The sequence below is a fragment of the Flavobacterium sp. NLM genome (assembly GCF_002210235.1).
Classification (GTDB): Bacteria; Bacteroidota; Bacteroidia; order Flavobacteriales; family Flavobacteriaceae; genus Flavobacterium; species Flavobacterium panici.
This window is the reverse complement of the sequence record NZ_LIAC01000002.1, coordinates 152,975-171,569: the sequence shown is the minus strand read 5'-3', so window position 1 is coordinate 171,569 and position 18,595 is coordinate 152,975. Positions and strand designations below refer to the sequence as shown.

Genomic DNA, 18,595 nt, shown 5'->3' with positions numbered 1-18,595 from the left:
CAAAGTTTTTTATTAGTTGCCTCCAGTTTTAACTGGAGGAAGAAATAGATTAAGGTTAAAAAAGGCTTTAGCCAAACTTCGGTTAGTTTGGCTAAAGCCTTTTCTGTTTTTTGCTTAGAACCTCCAGCTAAAGCTGGAGGCAATTGAAAATAAATCTTAAAAACTTTGCGACTTTGCGAGATTAAAACATATAGCTACTCAGAAATTAACTTGTTGTAATCTTCTTCTGTATCAATATCAATATTACCTTTTACAAAAGGAACTGAAACTGTATCTTCTAAATACTTTTTAATGATTTTCTTTGCTCCTTCCTGCCCACTCAATTCAAGCAGTTCATTGAAATATTTTCTATGAAATAAAACCGGAGTTCCTAAGGTTTCGGAATAAGCCGAAGCAATAATTCCTTTTTTGGTTTTGTGATATTCGCTGATTAAATTTTCAAAAACTAAATTGGTGACAAAAGGCTGATCGCAAACGGCAAAAATACATTCATCGCAATCGGGTTTTAAAAGCAGTAATTCGTTTAATCCTTTTACGATTGAAGATGACATTCCGTTTTCCCATTCGGGATTAAAACAAATATTTATTTCTGTTGTATTAAGTTCTTTTTGAACTTCATTATGATTCGCACCCGTTACAACTATTGTAAATGAATTGGGCACTTTTAGAGCTTCAGAAATCGTGTTTTTTAAAAGCGTTGAGTCTTTGTATTCTAATAGCTGCTTTGGCCTTCCTAATCTTGAGGAATTACCTGCAGCTAAAATTATAATAGCGGTTTTATTTTGAAATTGATCTTTCATAATGAATTTCGTCATGAATTTTACCTGCTTTATACTTTAAAGAAGTTCCGTTTTTTCCTGCCGAAAAAGCTTTAATTTCAGATACAATTGAAAGGGCAATTTCTTCGGATGTTTCGGCTCCAATATCTAATCCAACCGGACTGTAAATTCGTTCTAATTGTTCTTCGCTTACATTAATTCCTTCATTTTGAAGATCATCCAGCATTCGGTTTAATTTTGTTTTTGGGCCGAGAATTCCAATGTATTGACAATCTGTTTTTAAAAGTGATTTTAAAACTGCTAAATCGTATTTGTAATTGTGTGTCATCAAAACGAAATACGTTTGATTATCGATGGTAATATTCTCCAGAAATTCTTCTGCTTTTACGGCATTTACTTTGTCTGCTTTTGGAAAACGTTTTTCTATTGCATGTGTCGCGCGTCCGTCGCCAACTGTAATTTTCCAGCCTAAAATGGATGCCATTTTAACCAAAGGCTGAACATCATTTCCAGCTCCGGCAATTACAAGTGAAATTGGCGGATTTATATATTCTATTAAAGCTTCGTTTTCGTTTTCTGTCTGAAGTTTTTTTACAATTGATGTTTTACTTTTCAAGACTTCATTTACATCTGAAATCAAATCTAGAACCTCATCATTATGAGATAAAATTTGATTTTCTTCTCTGTAAAAAAGTGTTGTTCCTTGCTGAATGGCATTTCTTTTTAAAGAGAAAATAGTCACAACTACGGCTTCTTTTCTTTCTAATTCTAATTGCTGTAAAAGCTGTATGGGATTTTTTGATGCTTCTTCATCAATATATTCAAATAGAATATGAACAATTCCGTTGCAGCCAAGCTGTAAACCTACTTCAATATCGTCTTCATTATTCGTATTGTAGGTAATTAATTTATTTTGTTTTTGATGAATGGACAGCAGTGCTTTTCGTAATGCATCGCCTTCAAGGCAGCCGCCGCTTATAGCTCCTGTTAGTTCTCCATCTTCTGTTACAAGCATGCGTGCTCCGGGCTGGCGATACGATGATCCTTCAACTTTAACGACTGTTGCGAGAGCTGTTTTTTTTCCGGCCGATTTTGCTTCTGTGTATGCTTTAAGAATTTCGCTGATTTCTTTCATAAAAATAAATGTCCATCAACCAAAATTTTGTGTTGATGATCTTTCATTCTCTAAAAATAAAAAATATTATAAACTTAAAGGCAGTAAAGCTATTTAAGTTTATAATATTCTGAATTAAAAATCGGCTTGATTTATTTTTTTAGATCTAAAGAATAATTCAGTTTTGATTTTATTATTTTTCTGTCGCGGTCCAGCATATAGATCTTTTTTGTGTCTGAACTTAAATAACCATAATACGATTGTTTTTCGGCAGGTTTGTCCCAATTCAAAACAAAAATGGTTCCATCCGGATCGTTTTCTAAGCCTCTTTCTGTATTAAAATTTCCTTTTTCAACAAACTCTTTTTCAGGAGATTTTCCTTTGTAAATACTTGATAATTCAAATTTTTGTCCTTCCATTGTTCCGTTTCCTTGATAAATTTTAAGAACGGTTTGAATACCGCTGCAATCTGCACAAGGCAATAGTCCTTCGTAAACCAAAACATTTTCGGCTGTGTTTTTTTCAACTTTTATAGTTGTTGAATCTGATACTGAAGTATTCGTTTTTTCCTCATTTTTCTTGCTGTTGCAAGACAAAAACTGAACTGCAGTGATTAGCAAAATCAATACATTTTTCATATTCTTTAATTTTAATATTATTTCAAATTTACCGAATTTTCCTATGTAAAAAACTAATTAACTTAACAAATTATAAATGATTATTTTTTCTTGCAATAGCATTTGTATTATGAAGTTTTGTATTTTTATCAATAGCAAAATATTTTAGTTAACTTAAATAAAAAACTACATGGGAAAATTTGTAATTACTAAAAGAACCAATGGTGAATTTCAATTCAATTTAAAAGCTGGTAACGGCCAGACCATTTTGACCAGCGAAGGTTATTCGACAAAAGCAGCGGCCTTAAACGGAATTGAATCTGTTAAAACAAACTCTCAGGACGATAATCGTTATGACAGAAAAGAGTCTAGTAATGGCAAACCCTATTTTAACCTAAAAGCAAGCAACGGACAAAATATTGGGGCAAGTGAAATGTATGAAAGTACTTCTGCGAGAGAAAACGGAATCGAGTCAGTAAAAAAGAACGCTCCTGACGCAGATATAGATGATCAGACTGCATAATTCCAAAAAATATTTAAAAAAAACGAGGCTCTAAAGCCTCGTTTTTAGTTTATATGTGACCAAACTTCATTTTATAGCGGTCCAGTTCTTCTTCTGTTTTGTTTAAAAGTTTTTCGAGAAGTTTTATTTTATCTTCATAGAGTTCTTTTAGTGCTTCATCATTACTGGAATTAATTAATATGCTTCCGTTGTTACTGTTTCCTTTTACGGTATTATAGTTGTTGAAATATCTCTGACTGTCAAAACTTATAATATCTTCAACACTTACTTCTAAAATCCGTGCTATTTCTACTAATTTAACATAGGATAATATTGTTCTTCCTTTTTCTATTTTACTATAACCTGCCTGAGTGACACCAAGTTGATCTGCCATATATTCCTGAGTGTAATTTTTTAACTCTCTAATGCTTTTTATTTTGTTTTTTATTGAAGTTGCCATAAGTTTGATTTGGAGGGAGGGCGTTTGTAACTTAAACAGCCGCAACTGAACTTAGGGGGTATTGCAGCTTTATTTTTTTGAAGTAATTACAAATGCTGTTTCTGTAGGTCGGTGAAACAGGATTTGTTTATTTTTTTCTGATTATAATTATGAAACCATATACGAGAGCAATAACTATAAAAGCCAGATCGTAACTGGAAATCTCCGTTAATAGTTGGTTCATTGCTATATTAGTTTGTTGTTTTTAAAATCCGTTCGAATTCGAAATTTAAATACTGGTCGATTTGTTTTCCAATTATTGGCCGGTCTAAAGCGCTTATTTTTACTTTAGTTTCTTTTTTGTAAATGTCTTTTACAATCACAAAATAGTCAAATTCTGATTTATTATTAAATCTCATAATAATCAAAAAAGAATAGCACAATAAAGTTGGAATTAAATAATACAGCTCCATTACATTGGTGAAAATCATGCAGTAATAGGCTAAAACAGTTACGGCTGTAAAAGCGCCGTTTTCAAAAAGATAGGTTTTCTTTTTTTTGAGCAGTCCAAGTTCTACAATTTCATTAAAATTGTACTGCCATTGTTTTGATCCGTACTGAAATTGTACCTGATCATGAGTGAGGGAAATGAACATAATGATAAATAATTAAATCTCTTTAAAGAAAACCTGGTGAGAAAGTTTTCTAAAAAATTGTTTTCGGCTTAAATACATTTGAAAATGCTGCAGTGGTAAACAGCACATCATTTCGCAATATTACGCATAATCAGCTTTTTTTTCTTACAAGTCAGCTTATAGAATATAACCAGAGGTTGTAATTAAATCTAATTATAAATTTTACCTTATGATTTAAAAATTCAATATGGCGTTTTACTTATATAACTAATGCACAAAAAAAGCCACTCCTTTGTGAGGAATGGCTTTTTAGAAAGGATAAAGTTACAAATTTATTTTAAACCGTCGACTCCGGCATGAGTTGGAATTACTTCTTTTATACTTCCGTCCGGATTAAACTCTAATTTATCGATGCAGACTTCACGATGAAATCCTCCTGCGCCTCCCATTTTAATTCCGGTTGGATAAGAAAATCTATGATAAACAAAATACCATTCGTCTTTATTTGGGATTTGTAAAACCGAATTATGTCCGGTTGCGTGAATTCCAACTTCCGGTTTTCCCTGAATCACTATATTATTTTTCGGAATTTCAATTGGTCCTAAAGGCGATTTTGAAGTTCCGTATCTCACTTTATAATTCGGGCTTCTGGTGTCGTCTTCGCTCCAAAGGAAATAATACGTTCCTTTTCTGTAAATTATATAAGTTCCTTCGCGAAAAGTGTCATCAACTGTAATTACTTTCGTTGTTCCCTCTTTTATTGAAATCATATCAGGATTTAATTCGGCAACAGCCATATATCCATTTCCCCAGTACAAATAACTTTTCCCAGATTTAGGATCTGTAAAAACATCAGGATCGATTTCCTGACCGCCTTTTACACCTTCGGGTCTTGTGTTTACTAATGCTTTTCTGCTGTCTTTAAAAGGCCCAGCAGGATTATCTGAAACTGCCACGCCTATTTTTTGCGTTGCTGTGAAATAATAAAAATACTGGTATTTGCCTTTTATCTTTTTCTCTACAATACAAGGCGCCCACGCATTGCGGTTTGCCCAGCTTACATCTTTTCTAAGATCGAGAATAATTCCTTCGTCTTTCCAGTCTTTTAAATTATCTGAAGAAAAAGTCTTGAAGTAATTTCCAGACCAACCGTCGAAACCATCGCTTGTTGGGTAGATATAATATTTTTTTGTTTTGTTGGAGTACAGAATTTCCGGATCGGCATAATAACCTTCTAAAACCGGGTTATTATTTACTTTCGGAAATTTTGCGGGCATTCCCCATTTGTCTGTAATTCTTTTTAATTCAGAGCGGGTAATTGGTAAAATCGTTCCGTGACGCGGATTAAAATCCATCGAAATATCATTATCAATTACGGTAAAGTTTTCTAAGTCTTTGGTTTTTGTAAACTGATATTTTCCTTTTGTATAAACATCATACATCAGGATATATTCGTCTGAATTGTTTAGTTTGAAAACGCTTGAACCTTCAACTCCATCTTTTGTCTGCTGCAAATAATTATCATTTTCTGTCCATTTTCCCGAAGTTAAATCAGTTGTTGTGGCTACTTTTATTCCGGCAGTTTCCGTTTCTGTTTTATAGAAAAGATGATAAACGCCGTCTTTTTCAATTATATCGCCGTCAATGCAGGCTCTTTCAGATTTTGGAACAAATAATAATTTTGGTGCACTTTCTAAAGCTGTGAAATCTTTATTCGCGTAAGCGTAATAAATTTTATCCGGTCCTCCTGCATATTGCAGACTGAAATAAATTAAATATTTTCCGGCTTTAGCATCATAAATAGTCTGCGGCGCCCAAACTCGTTTTAGATTTTCATTTCCTGAAAAAGCGGTTTGAATATTTACTACACTGCTTTTCCAGTTTACTAAATCGGTACTTTTTAGCAAAATCATCGCACGATTACTATCCCATCCTTTTGAAGAAGTCATATCGGTCAAAACCATATAAAAGGTTTTTCCGTCGTCTCCTCTTAAAATATGCGGATCACGAACGCCTCCGGTTGAACTGATTGTTTTGCTGTCTAAAACGGGTTTGTTATCGTTGAGATGATAATAATGATAACCATCAGCACTTACGGCAAAACGAACGGCCTCTTCTTCAACAGAATTTCCTGTGAAATAAACGAATAAATAGGCTGTTAAATCTTTTTCGGCAATTACGGGCGGAATTCCTTTTGTATTCTGGGCTTGTAAAAAATTAAAAAACGATAAAAATAATACAAGGCTAAAATGTGCTTTCTTCATTATTTTTTACTTTTTATTTGATATAAAACGGAACTGTGCGGTTTTAAGTCGGCTGCAATTGTTGTTGATGTTGTTTTAGATTTTTCGTTTGTCCACATATTCAGAATATCTGCTTCTCCCGAAATTCCAAGATCTGAAAGATTTACTGAAACATTCTGTGATGCCGAATCTGAAATATTAAATAAAGCCAGATAAACACTGCCGTCTTTTTCATTTTTTGAAGTCACGGCAATTTGTCCATCTTTTTGAAAAAGCTGTTTTACGGCTGTGCTTTCATTATGCATTTTTACCACATTTTTATTGGTTAATAATGACAAAGTAAAAGCGTCGTTGCTTGGTAAATCGCCACCAAAAAATAAGGGTGATTTAAAGATATTGAAAAACGTAATCAGCGTATATTGTTCCTCTTTTGTTAAACGAGTCATTCTGTCTTCGCCGCGTTCTCCCCTTACTGAAATACGTCCAAGCGGAATCATATCACAATCTGGCCATGTTCCCGGTGCTATATATGGATACCACTTTTGAGCCACATCCATTAAATGTGTGATGTGCGGCCAAGTGTCCCAAACATCGTCAACCATGCGCCACATATTGGCGTGCGTGGTTACGTGTGGAGCAGCCTCAATTGGAGTTTCTCCCGGCGAAGTGCTTAAAACAATTTTGCGTCCGCATTTGTCGATTGCATTTCTGATTAAGTTGATTTCACCCTCATGATACGGTCTTGATAAATCATCAATTTTAATGAAATCTACACCCCATTGTGCGTACAATTCGAATATTGAATTGTAATATTCCTGTGCGCCCGGTTTGTCTGCAACAATTGTATAATTGTCTTTTAGCCATTCGCATTGCAAAGCAGTGGTATAAATTTGATCTGCTGTAACTCCGTTTGCGCCTTTTATTGGCAGTTTATCTTCGACGGCTTTTTTCGGGATTCCGCGCATGATATGGATTCCGAATTTCAGTCCTTTTTTATGGATATAATCGGCTAAAGGTTTGAAACCATTTCCGTCTTTTGCTGATGGAAAACGGTTTATAGCCGGTAAATATCTTCCGTATTGATCGATTACATAACGCGGGTCTGTTTGGTTATAACCTCCTGCTTTGTCATTTTCTACAAACCAACGAATATCAACCACAACATATTCCCAGCCAAATTTCTTTAGGTTCTTTGCCATATAATCGGCGTTGGCTTTTACTTCGTGTTCTTCAACAGTTGGTCCGTAACAATCCCAGCTGTTCCAGCCCATTGGCGGGGTTTGTGCCCATTGTTTGAATTCGTTTTTTTGGAAGGTTTTGTTTTGTGAATTGGCTGAAATTGATATTAAAATCAATCCGAATGCCAATATTTTATTTTTTATTTTCATATTAAATAAATGTAGATTACACATTTTAAATGTAATGAATAATTTTTTTAAACACATAGAAACATAGATTTCAATGTTTTAAAGATATAAAAAGAAACCAGTTTCTTAAAACATAGCTATGTGCATTGAAACAAGTGAAACGCCTTTTTTAGATCTTCAAAAATCTATGTTCCTATGTGTTTAAATTTTTCTATTTTACATTAATCGTAACCTCAACTGGCTTTAACCATTGGCTACCGATATGTAGTTCCTACGGAACATTTTTACCAATAATTATTTTGCATTAATCGTAACCTCAACTGGCTTTAACCATTGGCTTGTAAAGGTTACTTTAATTGGCTGCGCTTCTCCTGTTGCCTGAATATAAGCCGCAATATGTCCGTGGAATACACGCTGCACATTATCTGTATAATCTGTCATGTCGCTGTTATTTCCTGCTTCAAGTCCTAATAAAGTTCCCGAGCCGCTTATTGTGCAAGTTACTTCGTTATCTGAAAGCATTACCGGTAAACCGTTTTGATCTTTTACCTGAACCATTATTTTAGCAACGCCTTTGTCTTTAGAAATGGTAATGTTTTTATCTGCAATCGTTAGTTCAACTGGCTGCTGTGTTGTTCTAATGGCATATCTGCTAACTTCTTTGTCATTTTTATCTAAACCAATTACTTCTAATTTTCCTGAAGCAAACGGAATATCCCAATAGATAATCCCGGTTTTTTCGTCGTAAAGTTTGGTTTCACCAACCACTTTTTCATTTAACTCTAAACGTGCTTTTGCAGCATTGGTATAACAAACTACACGAATTTTTTCTCCTTCGTTATAATTCCAAATTGCCCATGCATCTTTAGAAATATCTTTTTCGTTTTTTAACGGATAAGTCCCAATATATGCCATTGGTTTATCTGACCACAATGACTGGCGGAAATATCCTCTTGGTTTGATAATGCCCGCAAAATCAACTAATCCAGAATAAAATCCTCTTGAAGGCCATCTTCCTGATTCTCCTAAATAATCAATTCCTGTCCATAAAAACTGTCCGAAAATGTGTTTGTTGTTTTTTACGGCAAGCCAGGGATCCATATCATGCACATTTTCACTTCCAAAAATGACTCTGTTTGGATATTTTTCGTGATCTGATTGATATTTGCTTTCTGTATAATTGTATCCTGTAATGTCTAAAGCTCCCGGATATTCTGTTTCGTTAGACATGGCAACTCCTGCTAGTCCGGCTGTTGTTGGGCGTGATTTATCGTATTTTTTTACTGCTGCTACTAAACGTTTTGCAATGGCTCCAAGACGCATGGCATCTGGCGCATCTTTTTTGTAACCGCCATAAGCTGCTTGTCCGAAACCGTCTTTTCCTTTGTCTAAAACCGGATGCGAATACGGATCGTTTGGATAATCTACTTCGTTACCAATACTCCATCCAAAAACCGATAAATGATTTCTGTCACGACGTACAAAATCTTCTAAATCTTTTTCCGCATATTCTGCAAAAATATCAAACGAACCTTCAAATCCCGGAGTTCCGTAATTCCAGCCTTCCAGCCATTTACGTTTTGGGAATTCCCATTCGTCATACGCTTCGTTTAAAACTAAAATCCCTAACGCATCGCAAAGTTCATAGAAAACGGGAGCTTGCGGATTATGGCTTGTACGGATTGCATTTACGCCAATTTCTTTAAGTGTTTTTAGTCTTGTTTCCCAAACTTCGCGCGGAACTGCCGAACCTAAAACTCCGGCATCATGATGCAGACAAACGCCTTTCATTTTCATCCATTTTCCGTTTAAGGCAAAACCATTATTTGGGTCGAATGTAAAAGTTCTAAAACCTGTTTTGGTTACGGTTTGATCGATTTGTTTTCCATCTTTTAAAACGGTTGTTTTTAGCTGATATAAATTCGGGTTTTCTAAATCCCATATTTGAGGATTTTTTACGTTTAATTTGGTTGAAATTTTTCCGTTCTGGTTTGCTGCAATCTCCACTTTAGAAGAAGATTTTGCAACCGATTTTCCGTCTTTTGAAATCAGTTCGTTTACAATCGTAAGACTTGATTTTGCTTTTGAATCGTTTTCTACATCAACCTCAACATTTAAAGTTCCTGTTCCGTTTTTTACTTCGGGATAAGCATAAACTCCCCATTGCCCAATATGAACCGGATTTGCGTATACTAAATAAACGTCTCTGTAAATTCCTGAGCCGGTATACCAGCGTGAATCGGCACTTTGACTGTGATCAACGCGAACAGAGATTGTATTTTCTCCTCCAAATTTCACATATTGTGTAGCATCATAAGCAAAAGAAATATAACCATTTGGACGTTTTCCTAACGAATGTCCGTTGATGAAAACTTCGCTTCTGTTGTAAACGCCTTCAAAGTATAAATAAACTTTTTCGCCGCTTTTGCTTTGCGGAATATTAACTGATTTTCTGTACCAGGCAATTCCTCCCGGAAGATATCCTGTGCAGCTTGCCAATGTTGGGCTCAATTGTCCTTTTACGCTCCAGTCGTGCGGAACGTTTACAGATTGCCATTTACTATCGTCAAAGGCTGTATTTTTTGCATCCGGAGTTTCCTGAAGATTAAATTTCCAGTTGTCATTGATTTTTTGTGAATCTCCAAATGATATCTGACTGAATGCTGATATACAGGAGAAGAGAAGTACGGGTAATATGATTTTTTTTCTAAACATTTTTTTAAGGTTCTAAGGTGCTGAGATGCTAAGGTTCTGAGTTTTTTTTAGTTTTCAGTCGCAGTCTCAGTTTTCAGTTTCTCACTGTGACCGTAAACTGAGACTGAAAACTAATACTGAAGTTCTCCCACAAATGTCACTACAGATCTTTCGGGTATTTCTAAATCATTAATTTTCTGAGTTGCTGTTCTTTTTAAGTTTGAATTTTCAGACGTTATATAAGGCGTTAATTCGTTGTTTTTTAGGGTTCCTTTTGATAAATTGAACTTGTATTTTTGGGGAGATTTTCCGCAGTTTACTGCTACTACAATTAGTTTTTTATTTTGAACGTCTTTATAAGCGGTTAACATTACGTCGTTTGCGGCATCTAGTTCGTTTTGGTTTGGAACGTCAATTCTCTGCATTCCCGGACGTACGAAAAGAGAATAATTTCCTAATGCCCAAAGCAGTTTTGAATCGTGAAATTCTCCATCGTTTCTAACATAATTGGGTTCGGTTCCTCCGTTGCTTTTTCCGTCGTCTAGGTAAATTAAACCGTCTTTATAATCAACTCTGGTTATTGATGTCCACCATTGCCATGAAGCGGCGTTGGCAACTGCAATATCGTTGTGAATTAAACGTGCCACAAACAAAGCAGTCTGCATTCCTAAATCTCTTCCTCCGCCTGAACCGCCCGGAATTTCTGCTTCTCCCGGATTTTCTAAAATGCAGTATTCAGACTGCCAGTATTTTAATCCCGGGTTTTGTTTGATATTGGCAGCGATTAGTTTTCGGCTTAAAACTTGTTTTTCAACAGGCCATGTTGTAAAATAACTGTGTCCTAAAATGACGTTTTTTACATTAGAAAGTTTGGCAATATTCGTTTTTGTTTTTCCGAAGAAATAATCGATTTGATTGTCTCTGTTTTCGGCATTTACATTTTCATATAAATAATTGATTTGGGCGGCTTCGGCAATTACAATTTCTGTACTCATTTTATTGGTTTTGAGCTTTTCAGAAAGTGATTTGGTCAAAGCATAAATTTCGTCGTTTGTTGCCGGAGTTCCTTCCTGACTGTTTTTATCGCCGTTATTAGGCATCCATTCCCATTGCGGTTCGTTTATTGGGCTTATGTAATCGAATTTGATTCCTTCTTTTTTCTCTAATCCCTGAATACTTTGAACTAAGAAATCGGCAAATTTTGGAATTGCTCCATCTTTTAGATTCAGTTTATTTTTTTGGGATGCAAAAGATAGTCCGTTGTTTGTCATCGAAACTGGTGGACTATTTGTAAAAATCAGGAATTTATCGACACCTCGTTTTTTGGCTGCCTGCAGAAACCATCTCTGCCCTTCTTGTTTCGAAAAATCGTAAGTTCCGTCAGCGTTTAGGAAACATTCACTTCTTCTCCATTCGTCAGAAACTTTGCTGTTTTCTCCTTGTTCTGTACTTCCGGCACCAAGGTTAAATCTCCAGATTGAAAGTCCAATCCCTTTTGGATTTCCGTTTGCATCAATTTCTTTGCTGAAAAGTAAATCGGCAATGGCATTCTTTTTTTGCTCCGGCCAATTTTTCCCCACAAACTGAGTTCTCCAGGCATCAGAGCCTCCAAAACCATCCATGGTTTGTACAACATTATCTGTGCTGATGATAGCAGTTCGCTGTGCAAATGACAGCGAACTTGTTATCAATAAAAGCGAGATATATATTTTTCTCATTTATTTTTTTGTTTTTTTATTGTCGCATTTTTCACCGCTCCGTTTGTCATTCCGAGGAACGAGGAATCGCACGCGTAACCACACAGTAATAGCCAATCTTTGTAGATTCTCTAGTGCGATTTCTCCTTACGTCGAAATGACAAAAATTGCGAATAACAGTAATGCGTAAATATCTTACTTATAACTTCCAACGTAGGTAACTACCGCCCTCGCAGGAATCTCAAAACTCGCCGCATCAACAGCAGTTCCTTTTTTCAGGCTTAAAGTTTCAGAAGTTGTATAAGGCGTTAATTTGTTATCAGTTAAAGCTCCTCCTGCAAGATTTAATTTATAGGCTTTCGCCGATTTGCTGATGTTAACTGCCACAACTACCAGTTTTTTTGTTGCTGCGTCTTTGTATGCGGTTACCATTACATCATTCACGGAAGTGGCATTATCTACACTTGGAATTTGAACTCTTACCATTCCAGGTTTTACGAAGAATGAAAAGTTTCCTAGCGCCCAAAGTGTTTTTGAATCTCTGATATAACCATCGTTTTTGCAATAATCTGAATTTCCTGCTCCGTTGCTTGCGCCATCGTCTACATGAATTAAACCGTCTTTGTAATCGCCGCGGCTAATCGCTGTCCACCATTGCCATGACGTAACTCCTCCAACTGCAATATCTGTATTGATGATACGCGCTGTCCAAAGTGCCAATGACATTCCTAAATCTCTTCCTGCTCCTGCTCCGCCCGGTAATTCAGCTGTTCCCGGACTTTCCAGAACGCAGTATTCAGACGACCAAAGGCTGATATTTCCTGCTCCCTGAATTCTTGAAGCTGCCAATTGTCTTGATGAAACCATTTCGTTTAAAGGCCATGCCTGCCAGTAACTGTGTGCCGAAATGGTTTTCTTTACATTGCTTAATCCGCTGATTTTTTTAGCAGAATTGGCTCCAAAGAAATAATCAACTTGGTTCGATCTGCTTTCTTTGCCTGAAACTGTTTTATACAAAGGTTCGTAAGCTCCCGCTTCACCAACTACGATTTGTGCTTCAACTCCTTTTGATTGCAATTTTGGAGATAAAACATTTACGAAGTTGTAAATGTTAGCGTTTGTAGCCGGAGATCCTTCCTGATTTGTTCCGTCCCACTCGTATTGCGGTTCGTTGAACGGACTTACATAATCGATTGTTAAACCTTGTTCTGTTTTTAATTTATCTAAAGCGTTTGCCCAGAAATCAGCCAAATCTGGCATTTTTCCATCTTTTAAATTGTAAAATTCTTTGATGGTCGCGTGTGCTTTTCCGTTTTGGGTTAAATAAACCGGAGCGCTATTGGCGAAAGCCAATAATTTTTCGACACCACGTTCTCTGGCTGCTTTCATAAACCAAACCTGTCCGGCTTGTTTGTTCATGTTATAACTTACGCCATCTGTTGTAAAACATTCTGTACGTCTCCATTCGTCATTAATATCGCTGGCGTCGCCTTGTTCTGAACTTCCTGCTCCAAGATTGAAACGCCATAATGATAATCCAATTCCTTTTGGGTTTCCATCGGTATCAAAATCTTTGCTGAACAATAAATCGGCAATTTTGTTTCTTTTATCTGAAGGCCAGTTTTTACCGATAAAGTTGCACTGCCAAGCATCAGAAGCTCCAAAGCTTTCCATTGTCTGCAAAGGCATATCCAGATTTACCTTTAATTCTGCCGTGCCTGATTCTGAATTTGAGTCTCCGTTGTTTTCAGAATCGCAGCTTACTAATAAAGTGCTGGCGAAAAGCAAGCCTGCACACAGCAGACTTACTTTATTGTTATTTAAAAACTTCATCTTAATAACCAGGATTTTGAGTGATTAGTCCGCCGCTTAAGTCAATTTCTAGTTGTGGTATTGGCCACAATAAGTTTTTAGCCGGATTAAAATTGATTCCTTTGTCTTGTGATTCTCTTGTATTTGTAGTTTCATACGGATCTGTAGAATTCAGGTTGTACTGAACAAAAGTTCCGTTTGGTCCCATCAAAGATTCAATTACTGGTCTTCCTGTTGTTGGGTCTTTTTCACGACGAATATCAAATAAACGTAATCCTTCAAAAGCTAATTCTAAACGACGCTCTTTGTAGATTTGTCTTAAAAGAGTTGGGCCGGAAATTCCAGTTTTTGGCGTTAATTGTACACGCGCTCTAATGATATTAATATCTGCCAATGCATCACCGCCTGTATGGTAATTGGCTTCTGCTCTTGTCAAATACATTTCTGCCAGACGAATCAACGGAATGTTTAATGGTAAGTGTCCATCTTTTTTATCTAATGCACGACGTGTCGCTATTGGAATATAATATTTACGGCAGATACGCCCTGATTTATTATCGTTTAAACTGAATTTGTGTGTTGGGTTTAAAGTTTCATCTCCATAAGCAGGTTCTCCCCATTTTGTAATGGTGCTTTTGCGACGAATTTCATCATTTTCAGATAAATAAGCGTTTTCTAAATCGCTGGTTGGCATACACCATCCCCAGCCGTCCAAAACATCCTGAGCATCATTGCTTGGAAAATTTTTCTTGTCTTCGCCTCTTGCTCCGGCTAAAGTTGGTAAAGCGGCTCCTAAACTTTTATCTTGTACAGATGATGACTGTGCTTCCAAAATTGATTCTACTCCGTTGTGATTGTTTACATTCCAGATATTTAAGAAATCAGCTTCTAATTGAAATGGCCCTTCTGTAATTACTTTGTTGGAATATAATTTGGCATCGGCCCATTTTTCCTGAAATAAAGTTACACGCGCTAATAATGCATATGCTGCCCATTTGTTTATTCTTCCGTCTCTTTTTACGGGAGCACTTTCTAATCTTGATGCTGCTTCTTTAAGATCGGCTTCAATTTGAGCGTAAACATCTGCTGCAGAACTGCGCTGTAAATTTAAATCGCCTGTTCCTAAAGATTTTGTGTATAACGGAACTCCGCCAAAAAGGTTTACCAATTCGTAGTAACAATAAGCACGAACGAATAATGATTCCCCCATATATTGATTTCTCTGTGCATCAGAAATTGGCGAGTTTGCCATTTTCTCCAGACCAATATTTGCTGACTGAATGGTGTAAAAATGAGCGGTATAAATACTGTTCATATCTCCCATATTATCTGGCGTAATGATATATTGCGAACAAGGTCTGTGCGCGCCGCTGTCCTGTCCTGTGTTTCCCATCCAGGCATCATCTGTAGACATTTCGTTGGTAACTCTTGGAGCCGTTAATGTCCACCAGTCTTTTGCTAATAACAAACGCTGTGTTAATTCATTAGCATAGTTTTCGCATTCCTGCGCAGTTTGAAAATAGTTTTCTAAAGTCTGCGTTCCTCTTTCTTCTTTTTCGATAAAATCGTCACAAGAAACTGAAAATGCAGCTAAAGCTATTATGGATACTAGTATTTTTTTCATGATCGTTTTTTATTAAAATGCAACATTAAGACCCATCAGGATTGTTGGCTGTACGGGATAATTCCATCCGCCAAAACCTGATCCTTTTACTCTGTCTCCTGTATTAGGATCTCCACCGGCTACTTCAGGATCAACTCCTGTGTAGTTTGTCCATGTCCATAAATTTTGCCCGGATAACGAAATTCTCAATTTATCTAAACCAAATTTGTTGTAGAAAGAATATCCTAACTGAAGGTTTTTCATGCGTACAAAAGAACCATCTTCAACATACAAAGACGAGAATTTTGTATAGTTCTCATTATTGTCGTCTTTTGATAAACGCGGAATGTAATTTGAAGTTCCTTCACCGTGCCAGGCCATTTGATCTAATCCGTTTACTTTGTTTGTTAAACTTGCTCCGTTGTATAAATCTGAAATGTTTTGGTTTACGATATCATTTCCAATACTTGAATAAAAGTTAGCTACTAAATCGAAGTTTTTGTATCCAAAATTTAAATTCAAACCTACATTGTAATCTGCCCAAGGGGAACCAATTTTAGTTCTGTCTTTATCATCCAGTTTTCCGTCGCCATTTACATCTTTAAAACGAATATCTCCTAATTGTGCATACGGCTGTAATTTTGTTCCGTGTTCGTCTGTATGAGAATTTAATTCGGTTTGGTTTTGGAATAATCCATCCGCAACATATCCGTAAAAATATCCCGGTTCTTCGCCTTTTACGGTTAAAGTTCTGTTACTTGCACCGTATAATTTTTCTCCTTCAGATGACAGAGAAAGCATTTCGACATTTACAGTTGTAAAGGTTAAGTCTACACCGTATGAGAAATCGCCTTTTTTATCTTTATAAGAAATTAATAAATCGATACCGCTTGACTGCATGGAGCCTACGTTTGTCCACATGGTAGAAAATCCCGGGAATCCGCTGTAGGTTGGAAACTGTTTCAGGAATAACATATCGTGTGTTTTCTTTTGATAATATTCTAATGATCCTGAAAGTTTATTTTTCCATAATCCGAAATCAATTCCAAAACTCACATCTTCTACCGTTTCCCATTTAATATCTTTATTTGCCATTGATGAAGGAAATGAAGTATCAACAACCTGCCCGTCGATTATATAAAATCCCTGACCAATGTTTGACTGATAAACAGCGCTTGGCAAATTTTGATTTCCTACTTTACCCCATCCAGCTCTAAATCTTAAATCGCTTAAAACATCTTTTGTAGGTTCCATAAATCCTTCGTTTAAAATTCTCCATGAAACCGAAGCCGAAGGAAAATTTGCCCATTTGTTATTGGCCATGAATTTTGAAGATCCATCTCGTCTAAATGTTCCTGTGAAATAATATTTACCATCGTAGTTATAAGAAAAACGAGAGAGATAAGACATTATAGAACTTGACCAGCTGTTTCCGCCGCTGTTACGGTTTTTTGTTGCGGCATTTAACTCTCTCATAGAATCTGAGTTATTTGGCACGCCTTCTCCGTAACCCCAAACATCGTTTCCGTTGTATTCTTCCATTGTGTTACCAATCATTAAAGAAGCGTTGTGTTTCCCTGCAAATGTTTTGTTGTAGGTTACGGTATTCTGCCACGTCCAGTCAACGTTATTTGTAGCTCTTCTTTCGATCGTATTAATTTCTGCTTTTTCGTGTGCGGCATCGATTACGAAATCCGGAGTAAATTTGCTCCAAATTTTATCTCCAACCTCAACAGAAGCCTGTGTACGAATTACCAACCCTTTTATTGGTTCGTATTGTAAATATCCGTTTGTATTTAAATTGTACTGATCTGTGTAATCATCGTAACGGTTTACGGCTGCAACCGGATTCCATACATACGATGGCGAACGTGCATAAATGCTGTATTCATTTTCTAATCCTGTTAACTGATCTGCAGGTTTGTAAATTGGCGTAATTGGGTCAATTTTATCAAAATCTGCCCAGTTTCCCGGAGCGCCCCAAGTTTCGTAACGAGGGTTTAAAGTGATTCCGGCTGAGAATTTATCAGAGAATTTAAAATCATTTGCAATTCTCATTGTCACTCTTTCCCATCCGCCTATTCCGTACATAGACTCTGAGTTATAGTAATTCAAACTTATAGCATACGTATGTTTGTCTGAACCACCGCTTACTCCAAAAGAAGCATTCGTTACAGGAGTTCCGGTTTTAATTCCGGCTCTCCACCAGTCTGTTGTTTTTCCTTTGTATTGAGAAGGATTTGGCAGATAATCGGAATAGCCTGAATTGTTGTAAGCCTTATTCATTATCGTTGCATAACCTTCGGCGTCAGCCATATTATAGGGATTATTCATGATCTGCATACCTGAACTCAAATCAAAATTGAATCTTGTTTTTCCAACTTTTCCTTTTTTGGTTGTAATCAGGATAACTCCGTTTGATGCACGAGAACCATAAATAGCACTTGCCGAAGCATCTTTTAAAACTTCCATAGATTCAATTTCGTTATTACTTAAGAAATTGATGCTCGTTCCCATTGGGATTCCGTCTACCACATAAAGCGGATCTGTACTTAAGTTTACGGTAGAAATTCCACGAATCAGGACTCTTGGCTGTGCGCCCGGCCCGCCTTGTCCTGTAACCTGAACTCCGGAAACTTTTCCTTGTAATGATTCGGTTACGTTACCTACTGTCATGGTTTGTAATTCTTTTCCTTTTATAGAAGAAATTGAACTCGTTACATCGCTCTTTTTTACAGCGGCATAACCTACAACCACGATTTCGTCTAAGGCCTGGCTTGATTCCTGAAGTACGATATTGATCTCGGTTTTATCGCCAACGGCTACTAATTGAGTTGTAAATCCAACAAATGAAAACTCGATCTGTGCATTTTTGTTTGGAATATTGATTGTATAATTTCCGTCGAAATCAGTCGCAGCAGATGTTGAAGTTCCTTTTACAATTACGTTTACTCCCGGAATTGGTACATTTGCTTTGTCCTTAACAGTTCCTTTTATTTTTATTTGTCCAAATGATACAGCAGTACACAAAAGGGCAATAAAAAACCATATATATTTAAATTTCATATTTAGATGTTTTATTTATTAATGTTA

The 18,595-nt window shown here is 36.3% G+C and carries 13 protein-coding genes; 1 reads left to right on the top strand and 12 read right to left on the bottom strand.

What is annotated here, in order from left to right; genetic code table 11:
• Positions 1-194 precede the first annotated feature (194 nt).
• The 3 genes from APR43_RS02880 to APR43_RS02870 form a co-directional block, all read right to left on the bottom strand.
• Positions 195-815 (bottom strand): NTP transferase domain-containing protein, encoded by a 621-nt coding sequence (locus tag APR43_RS02880; RefSeq protein WP_053471958.1) that lies wholly within the window; start codon positions 813-815, stop codon positions 195-197.
• Positions 778-1,914 carry an XdhC family protein gene (locus APR43_RS02875; RefSeq protein ID WP_053471959.1) on the bottom strand — a complete coding sequence of 379 codons (1,137 nt, stop codon included), beginning with the start codon at positions 1,912-1,914 and terminating at the stop codon, positions 778-780. Before APR43_RS02875 ends, APR43_RS02880 begins: the two co-directional genes overlap by 38 nt.
• Positions 1,915-2,045: 131 nt before the next feature.
• The gene (locus APR43_RS02870) at positions 2,046-2,531 is read right to left on the bottom strand and encodes a copper resistance protein NlpE (protein ID WP_053471960.1); all 486 of its coding nucleotides are present in this window, start codon (positions 2,529-2,531) and stop codon (positions 2,046-2,048) included.
• Positions 2,532-2,700: 169 nt separating this feature from the next.
• Between APR43_RS02870 and APR43_RS02865 the strand changes: the two genes are divergently transcribed.
• On the top strand, positions 2,701-3,033 hold the full coding sequence (locus APR43_RS02865) for a YegP family protein (protein WP_053471961.1): 333 nt from the start codon (positions 2,701-2,703) through the stop codon (positions 3,031-3,033).
• A gap of 49 nt (positions 3,034-3,082) precedes the next feature.
• Here APR43_RS02865 and APR43_RS02860 read toward each other — a convergent pair whose 3' ends face one another.
• From APR43_RS02860 to APR43_RS02820, 9 genes are all read right to left on the bottom strand, one after another.
• Positions 3,083-3,472 carry a helix-turn-helix transcriptional regulator gene (locus tag APR43_RS02860; RefSeq protein ID WP_053471962.1) on the bottom strand — a complete coding sequence of 130 codons (390 nt, stop codon included), beginning with the start codon at positions 3,470-3,472 and terminating at the stop codon, positions 3,083-3,085.
• Between the two features lie 230 nt (positions 3,473-3,702).
• Positions 3,703-4,107 (bottom strand): hypothetical protein, encoded by a 405-nt coding sequence (locus tag APR43_RS02855; RefSeq protein WP_053471963.1) that lies wholly within the window; start codon positions 4,105-4,107, stop codon positions 3,703-3,705.
• Positions 4,108-4,418: 311 nt separating this feature from the next.
• Positions 4,419-6,350 carry a family 43 glycosylhydrolase gene (locus APR43_RS02850; RefSeq protein ID WP_053471964.1) on the bottom strand — a complete coding sequence of 644 codons (1,932 nt, stop codon included), beginning with the start codon at positions 6,348-6,350 and terminating at the stop codon, positions 4,419-4,421.
• Positions 6,350-7,717 carry a glycoside hydrolase family 27 protein gene (locus APR43_RS02845; RefSeq protein WP_082356421.1) on the bottom strand — a complete coding sequence of 456 codons (1,368 nt, stop codon included), beginning with the start codon at positions 7,715-7,717 and terminating at the stop codon, positions 6,350-6,352. Before APR43_RS02845 ends, APR43_RS02850 begins: the two co-directional genes overlap by 1 nt.
• Before the next feature lie 273 nt (positions 7,718-7,990).
• Complete coding sequence (locus tag APR43_RS02840; RefSeq protein ID WP_053471965.1) at positions 7,991-10,411, bottom strand: sugar-binding domain-containing protein; 2,421 nt, start codon at positions 10,409-10,411, stop codon at positions 7,991-7,993.
• 110 nt (positions 10,412-10,521) lie between these two features.
• Positions 10,522-12,108, bottom strand: coding sequence for a glycoside hydrolase (locus APR43_RS02835; protein WP_053471966.1), 1,587 nt, complete (start codon positions 12,106-12,108; stop codon positions 10,522-10,524).
• A gap of 174 nt (positions 12,109-12,282) precedes the next feature.
• The gene (locus APR43_RS02830; protein WP_053471967.1) at positions 12,283-13,920 is read right to left on the bottom strand and encodes a glycoside hydrolase; all 1,638 of its coding nucleotides are present in this window, start codon (positions 13,918-13,920) and stop codon (positions 12,283-12,285) included.
• Position 13,921: 1 nt separating this feature from the next.
• The gene (locus tag APR43_RS02825; protein ID WP_053471968.1) at positions 13,922-15,523 is read right to left on the bottom strand and encodes a RagB/SusD family nutrient uptake outer membrane protein; all 1,602 of its coding nucleotides are present in this window, start codon (positions 15,521-15,523) and stop codon (positions 13,922-13,924) included.
• Between the two features lie 12 nt (positions 15,524-15,535).
• Positions 15,536-18,568, bottom strand: coding sequence for a SusC/RagA family TonB-linked outer membrane protein (locus tag APR43_RS02820; RefSeq protein ID WP_053471969.1), 3,033 nt, complete (start codon positions 18,566-18,568; stop codon positions 15,536-15,538).
• Positions 18,569-18,595 lie beyond the last annotated feature (27 nt).